Source organism: Burkholderia sp. ABCPW 14, from assembly GCF_001523835.1.
GTDB lineage: Bacteria > Pseudomonadota > Gammaproteobacteria > Burkholderiales > Burkholderiaceae > Burkholderia > Burkholderia mayonis.
Genome location: NZ_LOVS01000213.1, coordinates 90,909 through 109,736, shown reverse-complemented (window position 1 = coordinate 109,736; position 18,828 = coordinate 90,909). Strand labels below are relative to the sequence as shown.

Annotated in this window: 14 protein-coding genes; 8 read left to right on the top strand and 6 right to left on the bottom strand. The window is 67.2% G+C overall.

What is annotated here, in order from left to right; all coding sequences use genetic code 11:
* Positions 1 to 47 precede the first annotated feature (47 nt).
* From selD to WS62_RS31865, 3 genes are all read left to right on the top strand, one after another.
* Positions 48 to 1,112, top strand: a complete 1,065-nt coding sequence (gene selD, locus WS62_RS31875) for a selenide, water dikinase SelD (protein WP_066579670.1) — start codon at positions 48 to 50, stop codon at positions 1,110 to 1,112.
* Between the two features lie 124 nt (positions 1,113 to 1,236).
* The gene (locus WS62_RS31870; RefSeq protein ID WP_231748468.1) at positions 1,237 to 1,512 is read left to right on the top strand and encodes a hypothetical protein; all 276 of its coding nucleotides are present in this window, start codon (positions 1,237 to 1,239) and stop codon (positions 1,510 to 1,512) included.
* 77 nt (positions 1,513 to 1,589) lie between these two features.
* Positions 1,590 to 2,651: a purine-nucleoside phosphorylase gene (locus WS62_RS31865; protein WP_066579633.1), complete on the top strand. Its 1,062-nt coding sequence runs from the start codon at positions 1,590 to 1,592 to the stop codon at positions 2,649 to 2,651.
* Between the two features lie 196 nt (positions 2,652 to 2,847).
* Here the strand turns inward: WS62_RS31865 and WS62_RS31860 are convergent, their stop codons facing one another.
* Together WS62_RS31860 and ceoR are read right to left on the bottom strand one after the other, a co-directional pair.
* Positions 2,848 to 3,141, bottom strand: a complete 294-nt coding sequence (locus WS62_RS31860) for a DUF4148 domain-containing protein (protein WP_066579630.1) — start codon at positions 3,139 to 3,141, stop codon at positions 2,848 to 2,850.
* Positions 3,142 to 4,204: 1,063 nt separating this feature from the next.
* Positions 4,205 to 5,209, bottom strand: a complete 1,005-nt coding sequence (gene ceoR, locus WS62_RS31850; RefSeq protein WP_066484009.1) for a putative multidrug efflux transcriptional regulator CeoR — start codon at positions 5,207 to 5,209, stop codon at positions 4,205 to 4,207.
* Between the two features lie 188 nt (positions 5,210 to 5,397).
* Here ceoR and WS62_RS31845 point away from each other — a divergent pair, with 188 nt between their 5' ends.
* The 4 genes from WS62_RS31845 to WS62_RS31830 are packed head-to-tail and all read left to right on the top strand — an operon-like array spanning position 5,398 to position 12,324.
* Complete coding sequence (locus WS62_RS31845; RefSeq protein ID WP_066579668.1) at positions 5,398 to 6,252, top strand: alpha/beta hydrolase; 855 nt, start codon at positions 5,398 to 5,400, stop codon at positions 6,250 to 6,252.
* A gap of 49 nt (positions 6,253 to 6,301) precedes the next feature.
* Positions 6,302 to 7,537 carry an efflux RND transporter periplasmic adaptor subunit gene (locus tag WS62_RS31840; protein ID WP_066579620.1) on the top strand — a complete coding sequence of 412 codons (1,236 nt, stop codon included), beginning with the start codon at positions 6,302 to 6,304 and terminating at the stop codon, positions 7,535 to 7,537.
* Between the two features lie 58 nt (positions 7,538 to 7,595).
* Positions 7,596 to 10,781 (top strand): multidrug efflux RND transporter permease subunit CeoB, encoded by a 3,186-nt coding sequence (gene ceoB / locus WS62_RS31835; protein ID WP_066579619.1) that lies wholly within the window; start codon positions 7,596 to 7,598, stop codon positions 10,779 to 10,781.
* Between the two features lie 10 nt (positions 10,782 to 10,791).
* Complete coding sequence (locus WS62_RS31830) at positions 10,792 to 12,324, top strand: efflux transporter outer membrane subunit (protein WP_066579617.1); 1,533 nt, start codon at positions 10,792 to 10,794, stop codon at positions 12,322 to 12,324.
* A gap of 733 nt (positions 12,325 to 13,057) precedes the next feature.
* Here WS62_RS31830 and WS62_RS31825 read toward each other — a convergent pair.
* Positions 13,058 to 14,296 (bottom strand): dicarboxylate/amino acid:cation symporter, encoded by a 1,239-nt coding sequence (locus WS62_RS31825; protein WP_066579616.1) that lies wholly within the window; start codon positions 14,294 to 14,296, stop codon positions 13,058 to 13,060.
* Positions 14,280 to 14,939: a GntR family transcriptional regulator gene (locus WS62_RS31820; RefSeq protein ID WP_066484014.1), complete on the bottom strand. Its 660-nt coding sequence runs from the start codon at positions 14,937 to 14,939 to the stop codon at positions 14,280 to 14,282. Before WS62_RS31820 ends, WS62_RS31825 begins: the two co-directional genes overlap by 17 nt.
* Before the next feature lie 155 nt (positions 14,940 to 15,094).
* On the opposite strand from WS62_RS31820, the gene WS62_RS31815 reads away from it, so the two are divergent.
* Positions 15,095 to 15,565, top strand: a complete 471-nt coding sequence (locus tag WS62_RS31815; RefSeq protein WP_066579611.1) for a GNAT family N-acetyltransferase — start codon at positions 15,095 to 15,097, stop codon at positions 15,563 to 15,565.
* A 190-nt stretch (positions 15,566 to 15,755) separates the two neighbouring features.
* On the opposite strand, the gene WS62_RS31810 is transcribed toward WS62_RS31815, so the two are convergent.
* Together WS62_RS31810 and WS62_RS31805 are read right to left on the bottom strand one after the other, a co-directional pair.
* Positions 15,756 to 16,655: an AEC family transporter gene (locus WS62_RS31810; protein ID WP_066579607.1), complete on the bottom strand. Its 900-nt coding sequence runs from the start codon at positions 16,653 to 16,655 to the stop codon at positions 15,756 to 15,758.
* 309 nt (positions 16,656 to 16,964) lie between these two features.
* The gene (locus WS62_RS31805; RefSeq protein WP_066579606.1) at positions 16,965 to 18,824 is read right to left on the bottom strand and encodes a fatty acyl-AMP ligase; all 1,860 of its coding nucleotides are present in this window, start codon (positions 18,822 to 18,824) and stop codon (positions 16,965 to 16,967) included.
* Positions 18,825 to 18,828 lie beyond the last annotated feature (4 nt).

Below are 18,828 nucleotides of genomic sequence, written 5' to 3'. Positions count from 1 at the left end.
GCCGGATTGTCGATAATAGAGCGTTCTGTCTTTTACTGGATTTCGCGATGACCGAGACCAAGCAAACCGACGCGGGGGCGCCGCGCCTCACGAGCCTGTCGCACGGCGGCGGCTGCGGCTGCAAGATCGCGCCCGGCGTGCTGTCGGCGCTGCTCAAGCGCGATGCGCCGCCCGCGCTCTTTCCCGACCTGCTCGTCGGCACCGAGACATCCGACGACGCGGCCGTCTATCGTCTGAACGACGAGCAGGCGATCGTCGCGACCACCGATTTCTTCATGCCGATCGTCGACGACCCGTTCGACTTCGGCCGGATCGCCGCGACGAACGCGCTGTCCGACGTCTACGCGATGGGCGGCAAGCCGATTCTCGCGCTCGCGCTCGTCGGCATGCCGATCAACGTGCTGCCGCACGAGACGATCGCCGCGGTGCTGCGCGGCGGCGAGGCGGTGTGCGCGGACGCGGGCATTCCGGTCGCGGGCGGCCATTCGATCGATTCGGTCGAGCCGATCTATGGGCTCGCGGCGCTCGGCATCGTTCATCCGGCGCGCGTGAAGCGCAATGCGGCCGCGCGTGCGGGCGACGTGCTCGTGCTCGGCAAGCCGCTCGGCGTCGGCGTGCTGTCCGCCGCGCTGAAGAAGGACCGGCTCGATGCCGACGGCTACGCGCAAATGATCGCGACGACGACGAAGCTCAACCGGCCGGGCACGGCGCTCGCCGCGCTGTCGGGCGTGCATGCGCTGACCGACGTGACGGGCTTCGGCCTGCTTGGCCACACGCTCGAGCTCGCGCGCGGCGCGGGGCTGACCGCGCGCGTGCGCTACGGCGCGCTGCCTTGGCTCGCGGGCGTCGAGGCGTTCGCGGCCGACGGCGTGTTCACGGGCGCGTCCGGCCGCAACTGGGCGGCGTACGGCCACGACGTGCGCCTGCGCGACGGCCTGTCCGCCGTCGCGCAGGCGCTGCTCACCGATCCGCAGACGTCGGGCGGGCTGCTCGTCGCGTGCGCGCCCGAGGCGGTCGACGACGTGCTTGCGTGCTTCCGCGACGACGGCTTCGATTGCGCCGCGGTGATCGGCGAGATGGTCGACGGGCCGGCGCGCGTCGACGTGAGTTGACGCGCGCTTGCGTTTGCGACGCCGGATGATTGGCGTCGCGGCCTTCGCCTTTCGTCTCTCACTCACGCGCGAACGTGCGCCATGCACGCGGCCGCGCATGGCCGGAATTGCGCGAGCGCCATTCATGTCGATATGCTTCGTCGCGCGCGCGAACCCGCTGACGATCCTGCAATTCCATGGCGATGCGTCGCCATCATCGTCGGTCGCGCTCGGTTATGCGCATTGGCTGCCGCGCGCAATCGCGGTGCTCATCCGCAGTCTCGCCGGGCAACGCCTAATCGCGCTCAGCGGCAGCGCACTCGGGCGTTTCGTCCAATCTCCCCGCCGGCTCGCGGCGATGCAGGCTGCGGCCGTCGTCGTCGTGTTCGCATACGGCGCCCCAAGTTTTGCTCACGTCTGAATATTGACGTCCCTTATACTTCACGCGCAGTCTCCGAACGCCGTTCTCATCGAACTCACTTTTAATAAGGAACGCTAATGCTGACTCGCTCGATACTCTCCGCAGCCGTGTTTTCGCTCGCTGCTTGCGCGATGGCGCCGTCCGTCGCGCAGAACAACGGCGACGCATTCGCCGAAGCCGGTGCCCAGGGCCGCCCGGTCAAGGTGATGATCATTACGATGTTCGGCCCCGAAGGTCAGGCGTGGCTGGATCGTCTCGGTCCGTGGAAGAACATCGCGGTGCCCGGCCTGTCGCCTGACTATCCGGACGTGCATTGCAACAGGCAGGACGTGTGCGTCGTCACGACCGGCATGGGCTATGCGAACGCCGCCTCGACGATGATGGCGCTCACGTTCTCGCGCCGCTTCGATCTGCGGCAGACGTATTTCCTGATCTCGGGCATCGCGGGCGTCGATCCGGCGAGCGGCACGCTCGGCACCGCCGCGTGGTCGAAGTACCTCGTCGACTTCGGCATTCAGTGGGAACTCGACGCGCGCGAAATTCCGCCCGGCTGGAGCGGCGGCTATCTCGGCATCAACACGAAGAGCCCGAACGACAAGCCGCCGCTCGACTATCGCACCGAAGTGTTTCAGCTCAACGGCAAGCTCGCGGACACCGCCTATGCGCTGTCGCGCCACGTGCCGCTCGCGGACAGCGCGCAGGCGCAGGCGGCGCGCGCGAAGTTCAACTACGCGCCCGCGAACCAGCCGCCTGTCGTGACTCGCTGCGATACGTCGTCGGGCAACACGTGGTTCTCCGGCACGCGGCTCGGCGAGCGCGCGCGCCAGTGGACGAAGATCCTCACCGACAACAAGGGCACGTACTGCATGACCGCGCAGGAGGACAACGCGACGTTCGAGGCGCTCAAGCGCGCGTCGAGCGTGAATCGCGTCGATCTGAATCGCGTCGCGGTGCTGCGCACCGGCTCGGATTTCGATCGTCCGTATCAAGGGCAGACGAGCGTCGACAATCTGCTCAACTACGCGGATCAGGGCGGCTTCCTGCTCGCGACCGAGAACCTGTATCGCGCAGGCAATCCGCTTGTGCAGGACATCGTCACGCACTGGGGCGAATGGAGGGACGGCGTGCCGCGCCGTTGATGCGCGCGATGCGCGATGCCCGTCAGCGTGCGGGCGCGGTCGAGCGAAACGGTTTCCAGACAGGCGTGCTGTCGTCCCAGTGATCGAGCTGCGACGGAATCGGGCTGTTCATGATCGTGATCTCACGCTGACGAAAGACGTGGTTGCATGATGGATAGCGCGCCGCGCATCGGCTTCGATGCGCGGCGCGCTGCGTTTACCGGCCCGCGCCCGCGAGCTGGTTCGCGTCCGGGTCCGGGCGATACGGACGTTGCGCGACGAGCTCGGCGCCGGGCGGCGCGTACGACATCGACTTGCGCAATGCCGCGAGCGTGCCGTCGCGCTGCGCCTGTTCGAGTTCCGCGCGGACTTCGGCGCGCGTGCGGGAGCGGTTGCCGTGCCACGATGCGTCGCCGTAGCTGCCAGCAGGACCGATCCCGCCGTCCGCGAATGCCGGCGCGGCAACGGCGAGCGCGACGGCTGCGAGGGCGAGAAGACTGCTGCGTTTCATGATGTGACTCCTGTCGATTCGATGCGCACGCGGGAAACGGTGCGCGACAGGTTGTACTGTAGGTGCGTGCGCGGCGGCGATAAATGGCGATGTCGCGAATTGAATTGTCGCGAGGATGGAACAATCGGAGTCCGTGACGGCGGCAGGGTTTTGCTCCGACGGACGCGAGCGGCTTGTCGTGGCGATGCGCGGCGACGCGCGGTCGCGGTGGGTTCGACCGAGCGGATGCGTCGATCGAGTGTGAGAGCGTCACGCGCTGATCGTGGTGTTTGGCGCGATTCGGATCGGCGTGCCGCTAGGCTTTTCGCGCAGGTCTTCCGAGGCCGACGAGATGAGAAAGCAACGCTGCGTCGAATGGTGAACGGACGAAATGCAGCGACACGGAACGCGCAAATCGAATGCGCTTGTCGTTCGAACGCGACGCGTCGCGTTCACATCGCATCGATGTTGCGTAACGCGTGTTCTTCGGTCGAGCAATAGCGTACCGAAACGCGTGCGCTGATCGCATCGATGATACGCATATCGCAGGCAACCGATGAGATGGCGCAAATGGTCGAGTCTGTGCGATCCGTGCGACGCAGCGCGACAAGCGACAAGCGACGACCGCGCATCGACGTGCGTCATCGGCAGGTTCGCCGAATGCGCTTCCGTAGCAGCACGATCAATCGTTGCGCGAGCGAGAAGTCTGCCGCTCGCTCGCCGCCGTAGCGCGCCGATTGGTTGCCGGCTGCAGGGTGGACGAACACAACGGCGTTGGCGCGCCGAATGCGGTGGAGGGAAGGCACGATGCGCATCGTGCCGTGTGCGCGCGCCCGAAGACTCGCGAGGAAGTCCGAAGCGCCGGTTGCAGCGGCAAAGCGAGCCGCTTTTAATTGAGCGCCTTCTTAAAAAAGAAGGCGGAAAAGGGAGTTGCGGACGCCACGATTTCGCGGCGTCCGCGTGCTGCGATCGGCAAGCACGCGCTGCGAACAGCCTTGTGCGGCGTGCCTGTCCGTTCTCGGCAAACCAAACATCCGACGTACGCACGCCGCGGCCATGCGCCTGAACTACGCGACCAACCGGATCAAGCCACCCACTCGTTCAACACCGGCGTGTCGAGCGAAGGCGCGCGCTCGGCGTCCTCGAACGTGCGCTTGCTGCAGGTCGCGTCGAGCCCCTTGCGGCCGCTCAGCAGCGGGCAGCGTTCGAAGATCTCGGCGATCCAGTCGACGAACACGCGCACTTTCGGCGACAGATGCCGGCTGTGCGGATAGACGACCGAAATCGGCATCGGCAGCGGCTTGTAGCCCGGCAGCACTTCCTTCAGCGTTCCGTCGCGCAGTTGCGGCAGCACCATGAAGAGCGGCGGCTGGATCAGCCCGAAGCCTTCGATCCCGCAGGTCACGTACGCGTCCGCGTCGTTGACCGACACGAGGCCGTTCATCTTCACCTCGACTTCCTTGCCGTCGATCAGGAACGCCCAGTCGATCGTGCGCCCGGTGCGGCTCGAGAAGTAGTTGACCGCCTTGTGCTGCGCGAGCGCCTCGATCGTCTGCGGCTCGCCGTACTTCTCGAGATACGCGGGCGACGCGACCGTCGTGCCCTCGAACAGCCCGACCCGCCGCGCGACGAGCGATGAATCCTGCAGCGCGCCGACGCGGATCACGCAGTCGATGCCTTCCTGCAGCAGATCGACCGGCCGGTCCGACAGGCCGAGCTGCAGGTCGATATCCGGAAAGCGCGAATGGAATTCGCACAAAGAAGGGATCACGATCAGGCGTCCGATCGAGCCCGGCATGTCGACCCGCAGCTTGCCGTGCGGCTTTCGGTTGTTGATCTGGAAGCTCGCCTCGGTTTCCTCGACATCCGCGAGGATGCGCACGCAGCGCTCGTAGTACGCGGCGCCGTCGGGCGTGAGCGACAGGCGGCGCGTCGTCCGGTGCATCAGCCGCACGCCGAGGAATGCTTCCAGATTCTGGATGATCGTCGTCACCGACGCGCGCGGCAGGCCGAGCGTCTCGGCCGCTTTGGTAAAGCTGTTCGTATCGACGACGCGCGTAAACACCTGCATGGCCTGCAATCGGTCCATCACTCTACCTCCGCGGTATCTGAACCCCGAACACATACAGGCCGCGACACCGGATAAGGCGACGCAGCCGACGATTGTTCAGGGGGCGTGAATTGTGTTGCCGGATTATAGGCATTTATCCCGATGTCTGCCGGACCCAGAATGCGATCCATCTCGTAATGGACGCGCAACGCCGCGCACGACACGTCATGGACGCATTCGATTTCCGCAGCCAAATTCCCCGCGCGAGCGCAGACGCCGCTCGCGCGCGGCCGGCGCTCGCGGTGTCGGACGTCGTGATCGGCGGCTACGCGCAGGACGTCGTGCTGCGCCTCTATCGGCGCCCCGACAAGTCCGCGTTGCCTGTAGTGCTTTATTTCCACGGCGGCGGCTTCGTGCGCGGCTCGCTCGACGACGCCGACCAGGCCGCGCGCCATCTCGCCGAGCACGTGCCGGCGCTCGTCGTGTCGGTCGATTATTCGCTCGCGCCGCGGCATCCGTTTCCGGCCGCGCCGGAAGACGCGTACTGCGCGGCGCGCTGGGCCGAAGCCCGCGCGCGCGCGTTCGGCGGCAATCCGCGCAAGATCGGCGTCGCGGGGCACGACGCGGGCGGCCAGCTCGCGAACTGTCTCGCGTTCATTGCGCGCGATCGCGGCGAGATTCGCATCGCCGCGCAGGCGCTGATCGGCCCGATGCTCGATCCGAGCCTCACGCGTCTCGCCGACGCGGCGCGCCTCGCTTCGTCCGACGTTACCGCGCAGGAGTGCGCCGCGTGCTATCGCGCGTACCTGCCGCAGCCGTCGCAGCGGATGCATCCGTATGCGGCGCCGCTCGAATCGGTGCGCCTCGCGGGGCTGCCGCCGACGCTCGTCGCGACCGCGCAGAACGACGTGCTGCACGTCGAGGCGGAGAAGTACGCGAGCTGTCTGATCGAGGCGGGCGTGCCGACGCAGGTGGTCCGCTATCGAGACATCTCGCACGCGGCGCTCGCCGGCCACGCGGCTGCGCTCGAAGAGGCGACGAGGTTCTTCCAATGCCGCTTCAGCGCGGGTTTGCCGGGCTGAAGCCGTTTCATCCGAATCCAGAACAACCGACAACTTGGGGGTTTTTTTCATGGCTATCTTGCGTACTTCCCGTTCGCGGATCGCGGCCGCGACGCTTGCGGTCGTCGTCATCGCGGGCCTTGGCGCGTTCGGCGCGATCCGCGTGAACGCGAGCGCTCCGGACAAGTCGGCGGCGCCGCTGCCGGAGGTCGACGTCGCGAACGTGCTGTCGAGGACGATCACCGATTGGCAGTCCTATTCGGGGCGCCTCGAGGCGGTCGAGAAGGTCGACGTGCGTCCGCTCGTGTCGGGCACGATCGTGTCGGTGAACTTCAAGGACGGCGCGCTCGTGAAGAAGGGCGACGTGCTGTTCGTGATCGATCCGCGTCCGTATCAAGCCGAAGTCGATCGCGCGGCCGCGCAGCTCGCCGCCGCGCAGGCGCGCAACGGCTACGCGCAGAGCGACTGGCAGCGCGCGCAGCGCCTGATCGGCGACAACGCGATCGCGAAGCGCGACTACGACGAGAAGCAGAACGCCGCGCGCGAGGCGTTCGCGAACCTGAAGGCGGCCGATGCGGCGCTCGAGACCGCGCGGATCAACCTCGGCTACACGAAGATCACGGCGCCCGTGTCGGGCCGCGTGTCGCGCGCGGAGATCACGCTCGGCAACGTCGTGTCGGCGGGCGCGTCGGCCGCGCCGCTGACGACGCTGGTTTCGGTGTCGCCGATCTACGCGTCGTTCGACGCGGACGAGCAGACCTACCTGCAATACATCGGCGGCGCGAAGGACGGCCGCAAGGTGCCCGTCGAGCTCGGCCTCGCGAACGAGAGCGGCTATTCGCGGCAGGGCGTGATCGATTCGGTCGACAACCGGCTCGACACGTCGTCCGGCACGATCCGCGTGCGCGCGCGCTTCGACAATCAGGACGGCACGCTCGTCCCCGGCCTCTACGCGCGCGTGAAGGTGGGCGGCAGCGCGCCGCATCCGGCGCTCCTCATCGACGACGCGGCGATCAACACCGACCAGGACAAGAAGTTCGTGTTCGTCGTCGATCCGCAGGGCCGCGTGTCGTACCGCGAAGTGCAGCTCGGCTCGCAGCACGGCAATCAGCGCGTGATCGCCGGCGGCTTGTCGGCGGGCGACCGGATCGTCGTGAACGGCACGCAGCGCGTGCGTCCGGGCGAGCAGGTGAAGCCGCATCTCGTGCCGATGACGGGCGGCGACGACGCTGCCGCGACGGCTGCCGCGCCGGTCGCGGGCGGCGTGCAGCGTTCGCAGGGCGCGCCAGGCAACGCGCGCGCGTGACGGGCGGGCGTCCAGGCAAGCCCGCCGCGCAAGCGCGCTCAATCAGACAGAGCCTTCCATGAACATATCGAAATTCTTCATCGATCGACCGATCTTTGCAGGGGTGCTGTCGGTCATCATCCTGCTCGCCGGGATGATCGCGATGTTCCTGCTGCCGATTTCCGAGTATCCGGAAGTCGTGCCGCCGTCCGTGATCGTCAAGGCGCAATACCCGGGCGCGAACCCGAAGGTGATCGCCGAGGCGGTCGCGTCGCCGCTCGAAGAGCAGATCAACGGCGTCGAGGACATGCTGTACATGCAGTCGCAGGCGAACAGCGACGGCAACATGACGATCACCGTCACGTTCAAGCTCGGCACCGATCCGGACAAGGCCACGCAGCTCGTGCAGAACCGCGTGAACCAGGCGCTGCCGCGCCTGCCGGAGGACGTGCAGCGGCTCGGGATCACGACGGTCAAGAGCTCGCCGACGCTGACGATGGTCGTGCATCTGATCTCGCCCGACAACCGCTACGACATGACGTATCTGCGCAACTACGCGCTCATCAACGTGAAGGATCGGCTGTCGCGCATTCAGGGCGTGGGCCAGGTGCAGCTGTGGGGCTCGGGCGACTACGCGATGCGCGTGTGGCTCGATCCGCAGAAGGTCGCGCAGCGCAATCTGACGGCCGACGACGTCGTGCGCGCGATCCGCGAGCAGAACGTGCAGGTCGCGGCGGGCGTGATCGGCGCGTCGCCGACGTTGCCCGGCACGCCGCTGCAGTTGTCGGTGAACGCGCGCGGCCGTTTGCAGAGCGAAGACGAGTTCGGCGACATCGTCGTGAAGACCGCGCCGGACGGCGGCGTCACGCATCTGCGCGACATCGCGCGGATCGAGCTCGACGCGTCCGAGTACGGGCTGCGTTCGCTGCTCGACAACAAGCCGGCCGTCGCGATGGCGATCAACCAGTCGCCCGGCGCGAACTCGCTCGCGATTTCCGACGAAGTGCGCAAGACGATGGCCGAGCTGAAGCAGGACTTCCCGGCGGGCGTCGACTACAAGATCGTCTACGACCCGACGCAGTTCGTGCGCTCGTCGATCAAGGCGGTCGTTCACACGCTGCTCGAAGCGATCGCGCTCGTCGTGATCGTCGTGATCGTGTTCCTGCAGACCTGGCGCGCGTCGATCATTCCGCTGATCGCGGTGCCGGTGTCGATCGTCGGCACGTTCTCGCTCCTGCTGCTGTTCGGGTATTCGATCAACGCGCTGTCGCTGTTCGGGATGGTGCTCGCGATCGGGATCGTCGTCGACGATGCGATCGTCGTCGTCGAGAACGTCGAGCGGAACATCGAGAACGGGCTCACCGCGCGCGCGGCCACCTACAAGGCGATGCAGGAAGTGAGCGGGCCGATCATCGCGATCGCGCTCACGCTCGTCGCCGTGTTCGTGCCGCTCGCGTTCATGTCGGGCCTGACCGGCCAGTTCTACAAGCAGTTCGCGATGACGATCGCGATCTCGACGGTGATCTCGGCGTTCAACTCGCTGACGCTGTCGCCCGCGCTGTCCGCGATCCTGCTGAAGGGGCACGGCGAGAAGGAAGACGGGTTGACGCGCGTGATGAACCGCGTGCTCGGCGGCTTCTTCAAGGGCTTCAACAAGGTGTTTCATCGCGGCGCGGAACACTACGGCCGCGGCGTGCGCGGCGTGCTGTCGAGAAAGGCGGCGATGCTCGGCGTGTATCTCGCGCTCGTCGCCGCGACCGTGATGGTCTCGAAGATCGTGCCGGGCGGATTCGTGCCCGCGCAGGACAAGGAGTATCTGATCGCGTTCGCGCAACTGCCGAACGGCGCGTCGCTCGACCGCACCGAGAAGGTGATCCGCGACATGGGCGCGATCGCGCTGAAGCAGCCGGGCGTCGAGAGTGCGGTCGCATTCCCGGGGCTGTCCGTGAATGGCTTCACGAACAGCTCGAGCGCGGGCATCGTGTTCGTCACGCTCAAGCCGTTCGATCAGCGCCACGGCAAGGCGCTGTCGGCGGGCGCGATCGCGGGCGCGCTGAACCAGCGGTATTCGGCGATGAAGGATTCGTTCGTCGCGGTGTTTCCGCCGCCGCCCGTGCTGGGCCTCGGGACGCTCGGCGGCTTCAAGATGCAGATCGAGGATCGCGGCGCGGTCGGCTACGCACGGCTCGCGGATGCGACGAACGATTTCATCAAGCGCGCGCAGCAGGCGCCGGAACTGGGCCCGCTCTTCACGAGCTACCAGATCAACGTGCCGCAGCTCAACGTCGATCTCGACCGCGTGAAGGCGAAGCAGCTAGGCGTGAACGTGACCGACGTGTTCGACACGATGCAGATCTATCTCGGCTCGCTGTACGTGAACGACTTCAACCGGTTCGGCCGCGTCTATCAGGTGCGCGTGCAGGCCGATGCGCCGTTCCGCCAGCGCGCGGACGACATCCTGCAACTGAAGACGCGCAACGCGGCGGGCGAAATGGTGCCGTTGTCGTCGCTGGTGACGGTATCGCCGACATTCGGTCCGGAGATGGTCGTGCGCTACAACGCGTACACGGCGGCCGACGTGAACGGCGGCCCCGCGCCCGGCTACTCGTCGGGGCAGGCGCAGGCGGCGATCGAGCGGATCGCGGCGCAGACGCTGCCGCGCGGCGTGAAGTTCGAATGGACGGACCTCACGTATCAGCAGATTCTGGCCGGGGACTCGGCGGTCTGGGTATTCCCGATCAGCGTGCTGCTGGTGTTCCTCGTGCTCGCCGCGCTGTACGAGAGCCTGACGCTGCCGCTCGCGGTGATCCTGATCGTGCCGATGAGCATTCTGTCGGCGCTGACGGGCGTGTGGCTCACGCAGGGCGACAACAACATCTTCACGCAGATCGGGCTGATGGTGCTGGTGGGGCTGTCCGCGAAGAACGCGATCCTGATCGTGGAGTTCGCACGGGAGCTCGAGCATGACGGCAAGACGCCGTTCGAGGCGGCGGTGGAGGCGAGCCGGCTGCGGCTGCGCCCGATCCTGATGACGTCGATCGCGTTCATCATGGGCGTGGTGCCGCTCGTGCTGTCGACGGGCGCGGGCGCGGAGATGCGGCATGCGATGGGCGTCGCGGTGTTCTTCGGGATGCTCGGCGTGACGCTGTTCGGCCTGATGCTGACGCCGGTGTTCTACGTGGTGCTGCGCACGCTCGCGGGCGGCAAGATTCACGTCGCGCAGAAGGATTCGGCGGGCTATGGTCTGCCGGCTCCGGACGCTTGAGGATAGAAAGATGAACAAGACCAAGATCAACGACGGCTTCACGCGTCTCGCGAAGATCGCGGCGGCGAGCGGCCTGCTCGTTACGCTGCTCGCCGCGTGCGCGGTCGGGCCCGACTACAAGCGGCCGGACGTCGCGACGCCCGCCGCGTTCAAGGAAGCGCCGGCGCTGTCGCCGGGCGAGCAGGCCGGCACGTGGAAGGCGGCCGAGCCGGCCGACGCCGCGCATCGCGGCGAATGGTGGCGGGCGTTCGGCGACCCGGTGCTCGACGCGCTCGAGGAGCAGGCGCTCGCCGCGAACCAGAACCTGAAGGCCGCGGCGGCGCGCGTCGAGCAGGCGCGTGCGGCGACCCGCGCCGCGCGCTCGCAGTGGTTCCCGCAAGTGGGCGTCGGCTTCGGGCCGACGCGCGAAGGGCTGTCGTCGGCGTCGCAGTTCCAGCCGCAGGGCGCCGGTCCCACGACGGCGACGCTCTGGCGCGCGCAAGGCACGGTGTCGTACGAGGCGGACCTGTTCGGCCGCGTGAGCCGCAACGTCGAAGCGTCGCGCGCGGACGCCGCGCAGAGCGAGGCGCTGTTCCGCTCGGTGCAGCTCGCGCTGCAGGCGGATGTCGCGCAGAACTACTTCGAGCTGCGCCGGCTCGATTCCGATCAGGATCTGTACCGCCGCACGGTCGAGCTGCGCGAGCAAGCGCTGAAGCTCGTGCAGCGGCGCTTCAGCGAAGGCGACATCAGCGAGCTCGACGTGTCGCGCGCGAAGAACGAACTCGCGACCGCGCGGGCGGACGCGCTCGGCGTCGCACGGCGGCGCGCGGTGTCCGAGCATGCGCTCGCGATCCTGCTCGGCAAGGCGCCTGCGGATTTCTCGTTCACGCAGACGCCGATCGTGCCGGTCGCGGTGCGGGTGCCGGCGGGGCTGCCGTCGGCGCTGCTCGAGCGGCGGCCGGACATCGCGGCCGCCGAGCGCGCGATGATGGCCGCGAACGCACGCGTTGGCCTCGCGAAGTCCGCTTACTTCCCGAAGCTCGATATCACGGGCGCGTTCGGCTATGAAGCGGCGACGCTCGGCAGTCTGTTCCTGTGGTCGAGTCGCACGTTCCTGCTCGGGCCGTTCGCGGGCACCGCGCTCACGCTGCCGATCTTCGATGGCGGGCGGCGGAGCGCGGGCGTTGCGCAGGCGCGCGCGAAGTACGACGAAGAAGTCGCGAACTACCGGCAGCAGGTGCTCGTCGCGTTCCGCGAAGTCGAGGACAACCTCGCCGATCTGCGTTTGCTCGACGACCAGATCCACGCGCAGAACGACGCGGTCAACGCGTCGCGGCGCGCGGCGACGCTGTCGCGCACGCAGTATCAGGAAGGCGCGGTCAGCTATCTCGACGTGATCGACAGCGAGCGCTCGGTGCTCGAATCGCAGCTGCAATCGAATCAGTTGACGGGCACGCAGGCGGTATCGACGGTCAACCTGATTCGTGCGCTCGGCGGCGGCTGGGGGGCGGACGTCGCCGTCGGCGCGCGCGAGCCGGCGCGGCAGGACATGGCGGCGCGTTGATGAAGGTGCGGCGGCTCCATGTCGCGAGCCGCCGTCGCGCCGATGCGCGCGTGTTGCGCGTGGCCGCGCGTGCGTTGCTCGAAAGCCCGAGAGGTCGAACGTCCGAACGTCGGGAATGCTGATGACGCTCGCGAACCTGAGCGTCCAAAAGCTCGAATGTGCATGCGCTGAAACGTTCGAGAGCCGAAGAGCCTGAGAGCCGCGCGAACGCGACGGGCGTGCCGTTCCGGCGTTCGTCGCGTGATGGGCGGCATTCGGAATGAACATCGGAGAGGGGGCCGTCGCGATGCGCCGATGGCACACGAAAGACGATCCGTGCCGAATCGATCCGACCGCTTGCGGCATCGCGATTTCTGTTTCGTGCCGCGCAGTCTCGACTTACACTTGGCAGCGACGCACGAAACGCGTTGTAATCGTTTCGTTGCGCCGCTGGTTCGACAATAAAAAGCGCAGTCCCAGCGTGGGGCGACAGGGACTGCGTAACCGCCTGCATCCGAGGGCCAGAAATACTCGCAGACGGAACTACAATCGCGCGAGCGATGTCATGCGAGGCGGCTGCCGTGCGTGCCCATGCACGCACGGCGTGCCGCACCCACCGAACCGCCGAGCATCACGCTCGCCAGTACTTTCCTGCATCGGGCCGGCGTTTCGCGCCGACCGCCGAACTTCCGGCAGCCATCGCCGTACCGATTCCATTCCGCGCGCCGGCATCCGCCGGCGCGAACGACAGCCTTCAGGCGCGCGACACGTGCGCCGCGGTGTCCGCAAGCTCGGGCGCCACGCCGGACACGCGGCTCGCGAGCGTCGTCGCGACGGTGCTCGCGTAGACGTTCAGCGCGGTGCGGCCCATGTCGAAGAACGCATCGACGCCGAGAATCAGCAGCACGGCGTCGGCGGGCAGCCCGATCGCGGCGAGGATCACCGTGATTGCGACGACCGCACCCGACGGCACGTTCGCGGCGCCGTCGATCGTGATGATCGTCAGGATCGCGATCGTGATCATCAGCGGCCAGCTCCATGCGAGCTGGTACGCGTCCGCGAGATAGCAGACCGCGAGCACCGTGTAGAGCACCGCGCCTTCTCGATTGAAGATGTACGACAGCGGCAGCACGGTCGACGCGACCGACGACGGCACGCCCATCTCCGTCAGCTTCTTCAGATGCACGGGGAACGTGATTTCGGACGAGCGCGTCGTGAAGCCGAGGATCAGCGGCTCGCTGACCTTGCGGACGATCGCGCGCGGCGAGTGGCCGGCGAGCTTGACGATCAGCGTGAGCCACACAGCGAGGATCGCCATGCCGAGATACGCGATGCCGAGCAGCTTCGCGAGCGGCGTCATCGCGGCAAGTCCTTTCGACGACAGCAGCACTGCGATCGCAGCAAAGATCGCAATCGGGGATAGCGACACCACCCACTCCGTCATCTTGAAGAACGCGGCGAGCATCGATTCGCAGACGGCGACGAACGGCGCCGCGCGGTCCTGGACGGCTGCGAGCGCGCAGCCGAGCAGCACGCCGAACACGAGCACCGGCAGCGAGTTGCCGGCCGCGAGCGCGCCGACGATGTTCGACGGGATCATGTCGGTCAGGAACTTCATCCAGTCGATGCCGCTCGCGAGGTTCGCCGGCATCGACGCCGTTTGCGCGTGGCTCGCGCCGATGCCGGGCCGGAACAGCCAGTTGAGCGCGAGGCCGAGCGACGCGGCAATCACCGTCATCAGCACGAAGAACACGAGGCTGAACGCGGCTGTCTTGCCGAGCCGGCCGCGCTGCGTGCCCGCGCGGAACGCGCCGAGCGTCACCGACAGCAGGATCAGCGGCAGCACGACCATCTTGATCGCGTGACCGAACAGCGTCGAGATGAACGCCAGATCGCGGCTCGCGGCGGGCGCGAACAGCCCGAAGACCACGCCGAGCGCGAGGCCGAGCATCATCTGTAGCGGTAAAGGAATTTTTTTATTGGCCAGTGTCATATTGAGCTCGAATTAATCGGATTCTGTCCGGAGTGCCGTCGATCACGTGATTCCACATCAGGCGCCGCGCCGATTCCGCGTCCCGCGCATCGATGGCCGCGTAAATCTCCAAATGTTCGAGCGTACCGCGCCTGACTGTCGCGAAATCGTTTCGCGGCAGTTCGTTCAGCGCATGGGTTTGCGCGCGCAGCAGCTTGTATGTCGTAAATAGCCGATCGTTGCGTGCGGCCTTGAATATTTCGTCATGAAAGACCCAGCCGACTTTCTGCTCGGTCATGATATCGGCGCCGTTTTCGTCGACGAGCCTGCGCATCTGCGCATGCGAGCGCGACAGGCCGTCCGTCGCGCCGCCGCGCGCCGCGAGGTACGCGGCGGCGCTCTCGAGCGCGAGGCGCAGTTCGTAGATTTCGCGCAGATCGTCGCGCGTCGGCTCGTTGACGAAGGTGCCGCTCTTGTCGACGATATTCACGAGCCCTTCGGAAGCGAGCAATTGCAGTGCGCTGCGCACCGGCATTTGCCCGACGCCGAGTTCGTGAGCGAGGCCTCGGTGAGAGATTTTCTGCCCGGGCGACAATCGGCCGTCGAAGATCCGCGAACGGATTTCGTCATAGGCGCTTCCCGTATCGGACGAGATTTTCTCCATTATCTGTGATCGCAGTTTGTTTGCTTGAGTTCAATGACGCGAGCAACATTTATTTAGATTAACCGCATTGCCTGGGGCGAACAACAGATATTTTTTCGCGAACGAAATCTTTCACGGATTTAGAATGAGTCAATCAATTTTTTCATAAACAGCCGATGTTCGTCGATCAACAGTCGTACTCCATCGTGACCGTGCCGGTTGCGTCCGTGTTGCCGCTCAGGGCCAGAATTCTGTTGGACGGAGACGAGAACGCGAGCCGCTTTCCGTGTGACGACCACGATGTGACGCTCCATCTGGCGGCCCGGACATCGGACGGGATCGTCGCGGTCGCGACGATCTGTCGGCAAGCATTTCGGGATTTCTTCGCGGATAGCGCGTGGCGGCTGCGGGGCGTGGCCGTCGAGCCGTTCATGCAGGGGCACGGCGTCGGCACGCGGCTGATGCACGCGTGCATCGAGTACGCGCAGCGGCAGAACGGAAAAGTCGTGTGGTGCACCGCGCGCGAATCGGCGCGCGGCTTCTACGAATCGCTCGGGTTCGTCGCGACGGGCGTGCCGTTTGCGATCGCCGGGCGCGCCGACATGGTGTTCCACGAAATGCACCGGCTGCTGCCGAACGGCGCGTGACGGCTGCGCGAGCACGGTCGCGTCGCGTGTTCCGTGTTCGATAGGCGCGCCGCCGACGTGCCTGTCGATTCGGACGCGGCGTCATCGGCGGCATGTGCGCGATATCCGCGCCGCGCATCCGACGAAGCGAATGCACCGTGCATCGGACGATTCGTGTTCCGAAACATATTCGTCGGCCGTCTCGGCCTCGTCAATAAGGCAGCACGCCGCGCCACAGCCATGCGGCGACGATCGACGCAGGCACGCCCAATGTCATCAGCGCGCCCGCGAGCGGCGGATCGAGTTTCTTGTCGATCGCGATGAGCCCCGCGATGATCATCGGCGGCATCGTGGCCTGCAAGAGCGCGACGGCGAGCGGCGCCCCCTGCTGAGCGAAGACGTAGAGCCCGCAAGCGAGTACGATCGCCGGCACGACGAGCAGCTTGACGCCGAGGCCCACCGCGAAATTCCGGGCGGCGCCGCGCGCGCCGCGCAGGCTGAAGCTCGCGCCCACCGAGATCATCGCGATCGGCGTGAGCGTTGCGCCGAGCGCGGTCAGCACATCTTCGACGACAGGCGGAAACGGCGCCGGCCGCAGCAATAACGCGAGCGCCATCGCCTGAATCGGCCGGTAGCCGGCGAGCTGCCGCGCGACGCCGCGCCAGCGGGTCGCGCTGCCCGCATACAGGTCGGCGGCGACGAGACCCGCCGTGCACATTACGATGAAGTTCGCCTGATCGACGACGAGCGCGTGACCGACCGCCGCGCTTCCGATGAGCGCCTGCACGACCGGCACGCCGACGATCGACGTGTTGCTCGTGCCGCAGACGAGCGTGAGGCAGCCGACCGTCGCCTTGTCGAGGCGAAGCAGCGCGCCCGCGATGAGCGCGAGCGCCGCGGTCGCCGCGAATACGATGACGGGCGTCGCGAAGAGCCACAGCACGTCCGCGCTGAATGCGATCTTGTGCAGATGCTGCAGCACGAGCGCGGGCAATGAAATCTGGATGACGAAGAAGTTGAGGCTGGCCGGGAAGTTGTCCGGCAGGCGCTTGCTCCGCGCGAGCGCGGCGCCCGCGAACAGGCAGGCGAGAACGAGAATCAACGAAGCCATCGATCGGCGCTTGTACGAATCGGATGCCGGATGGCTCGGTGGGCCGTCCGTGCGGGTTGTGGGTGTCGAAAAAAACGGCGCGGGACCGGGATAGACGCGTCGGCGCGGCGCGCGCGTTGCATCGTTCGTGTGCTTTCGCGCGGCGCGCGCCCGCCGGACTATAACCCGACGGGCGGCTCGATGCGAGAGTGTGCGAGAGACGGATGCGATAGATGCCCGGCTTGCGCTCGCGATGCAAGCGACGCGCGTGCGGCGCCGTACCGCGCGATCGGCTGCCGCGCGCCGTGCGCGGCGAGCCGCGGCGCGTCGTCAGGCAGCGGCCTGCGCGTCGCCGGACGGTTCGCCGCAGACGCTCGCGCACCGTTCGATCAAGGGCGCGAGCCATGCCCGCGCGGCGTCGGGCAGATACGCGTCCTCGATCGTGAATGTGCCGTCCGCGAGCATCCGCGCGCAGGTCGAGCGCTGGATCTTGCCGCTCGATGTCGTATGGATCTCGCCCTTCTTCACGCGGATCACGCCGCTCAGCGTCAACTGGCATGCGTCCCAGACTTCGCGGCCGATCGCCGGCGCGAGCGCCGCGAGATCGAACCGGCCGATCGCCTCGAGCACGACGACGACCCCCGCCTGCTCGTCGCGCTCGACCATGATCGCGGCGAGCCGGTTCGAGCGGATCTGATCGGACACGTTCAGCACCGCGCCTTCGATGTCCTGCGGATAGTAGTTGACGCCGTTCAGGATGATCAGGTCCTTGATGCGCCCCGAGATGAACAGGTGCCCTCGGTCGTCGACGAAGCCGAGGTCGCCCGTGCGCAGCATGCCGTGCGGAAACGCGTCGGAGCGGTATGCGCGGAACGTCGCGTCGGTCGCGTCCGGGCGTCCGAAGTAGCCGTGGCAGACGCTGTCGCTCGCGACGCAGATCTCGCCGATCGCGCCCGCCGGCTGCGGATCGCCCGTCGCCGGGTCGACGATGCGGATCGCCTGATGCGCGTGGGCGAGCGTGCCGACCGATACGACGTCGATCGAGCGGCCGTCGCCGTGCAGCGGCTCGAAGCGTCCATCGGCGAGCGCCGCGTAGTCGGCGCGCCGCATGACGACGGGCGCGCCGATCTGCTTCGACGTTGCGGCCAGCGTCAGCTCCGCGAGCCCGTAGCACGGCGCGAAAGCGTCGTAGCGGAAGCCGGTGGACGCGAACGCGTCGGCGAATTCGCGCATCGTTCGCGGCCGCACCGGCTCCGCGCCGTTGAATGCCTGCTCCCACGTCGACAGATCGAGCCGCGTGAGATCCATCCGGCTCGCGCGGCGCCGGCACAGCTCGTAGCCGAAGTTCGGCGCGCCGCTGCAGGTCGCGCCGTAGTCGGACACCGCGTGGAGCCAGCGCGCCGGATGCTGCAGGAAGTCCTGCGGCGACATGAACACAGCGGGCCGTCCCGCGTAGATCGGCTGCAGGATTGCGCCGATCAGTCCCATGTCGTGATAGTGCGGCAGCCACGACACGATCAGCCAGCGTGCGCGGTCGCTGCCCCAGTGCTGCCGCAGCAGCCGCTCGTTCGCGAGCAGGTTGTCGTGGCCGACCATCACGCCCTTCGGATCGGACGTCGAGCCGGACGTGTATTGCAGGAACGCGATGCTGTCGGGCGCGACGGCGGGCAGGTCGGGCGAAGCGTCGCCGATGCCGTCGGGAATCGCGTCGACTTCGCGGCACGGCGGTGCGACGACGCCCGCCGCGCATAGTTCGGCGAGCACGGCGTCCATTTCGCCGGTGCCGCAGATCGCGAGCGACGGCGCGCAGTCGCGCGTGATCGAGATCAGCCGCCGCCGCTCCTTTTCGGTGCGCGGCGGCAGCGCCGGCACGGCCATCCGGCCCGCGTACAGGCAGCCGAAGAACGCCTCGATGAAATCGGCGGCGGACGGGAAGATCAGCAGCACCGGGTCGCCCGGACGGCCGTGCATGACGATCTCGCGCGCGATCGCGAGTGCGCGGCGATGAATGTCGCCATAGCGCATCACGCGATCCGGCATGCGGCCGAAGCCGAGATAACCGTATGCGAACTCGTCGGGCGTCGTCTCTGCGCGGAATCGCAGCACGTCGGCGAAGTTGGCCGCCGGCGCGAGCGGCGGCGGCGCGCTCAGCGATCGGCAGGCGGCGAGGGCGGATTGGATGGATGACATGTCG

Bases quoted from the DNA above. Each gene is read 5' to 3' on its own strand.
- selD (WP_066579670.1), top strand. From the start codon at position 48: ATGACCGAGACCAAGCAAACCGACGCGGGGGCGCCGCGCCTCACGAGC.
- ceoB (WP_066579619.1), top strand. From the start codon at position 7,596: ATGAACATATCGAAATTCTTCATCGATCGACCGATCTTTGCAGGGGTG.
- WS62_RS31845 (WP_066579668.1), top strand. From the start codon at position 5,398: ATGGACGCATTCGATTTCCGCAGCCAAATTCCCCGCGCGAGCGCAGAC.
- WS62_RS31825 (WP_066579616.1), bottom strand. From the start codon at position 14,296: ATGACACTGGCCAATAAAAAAATTCCTTTACCGCTACAGATGATGCTC.
- WS62_RS31830 (WP_066579617.1), top strand. From the start codon at position 10,792: ATGAACAAGACCAAGATCAACGACGGCTTCACGCGTCTCGCGAAGATC.
- WS62_RS31805 (WP_066579606.1), bottom strand. From the start codon at position 18,824: ATGTCATCCATCCAATCCGCCCTCGCCGCCTGCCGATCGCTGAGCGCG.
- WS62_RS31865 (WP_066579633.1), top strand. From the start codon at position 1,590: ATGCTGACTCGCTCGATACTCTCCGCAGCCGTGTTTTCGCTCGCTGCT.
- WS62_RS31840 (WP_066579620.1), top strand. From the start codon at position 6,302: ATGGCTATCTTGCGTACTTCCCGTTCGCGGATCGCGGCCGCGACGCTT.
- WS62_RS31810 (WP_066579607.1), bottom strand. From the start codon at position 16,655: ATGGCTTCGTTGATTCTCGTTCTCGCCTGCCTGTTCGCGGGCGCCGCG.
- WS62_RS31820 (WP_066484014.1), bottom strand. From the start codon at position 14,939: ATGGAGAAAATCTCGTCCGATACGGGAAGCGCCTATGACGAAATCCGT.
- WS62_RS31860 (WP_066579630.1), bottom strand. From the start codon at position 3,141: ATGAAACGCAGCAGTCTTCTCGCCCTCGCAGCCGTCGCGCTCGCCGTT.
- WS62_RS31870 (WP_231748468.1), top strand. From the start codon at position 1,237: ATGTCGATATGCTTCGTCGCGCGCGCGAACCCGCTGACGATCCTGCAA.
- ceoR (WP_066484009.1), bottom strand. From the start codon at position 5,209: ATGGACCGATTGCAGGCCATGCAGGTGTTTACGCGCGTCGTCGATACG.
- WS62_RS31815 (WP_066579611.1), top strand. From the start codon at position 15,095: ATGTTCGTCGATCAACAGTCGTACTCCATCGTGACCGTGCCGGTTGCG.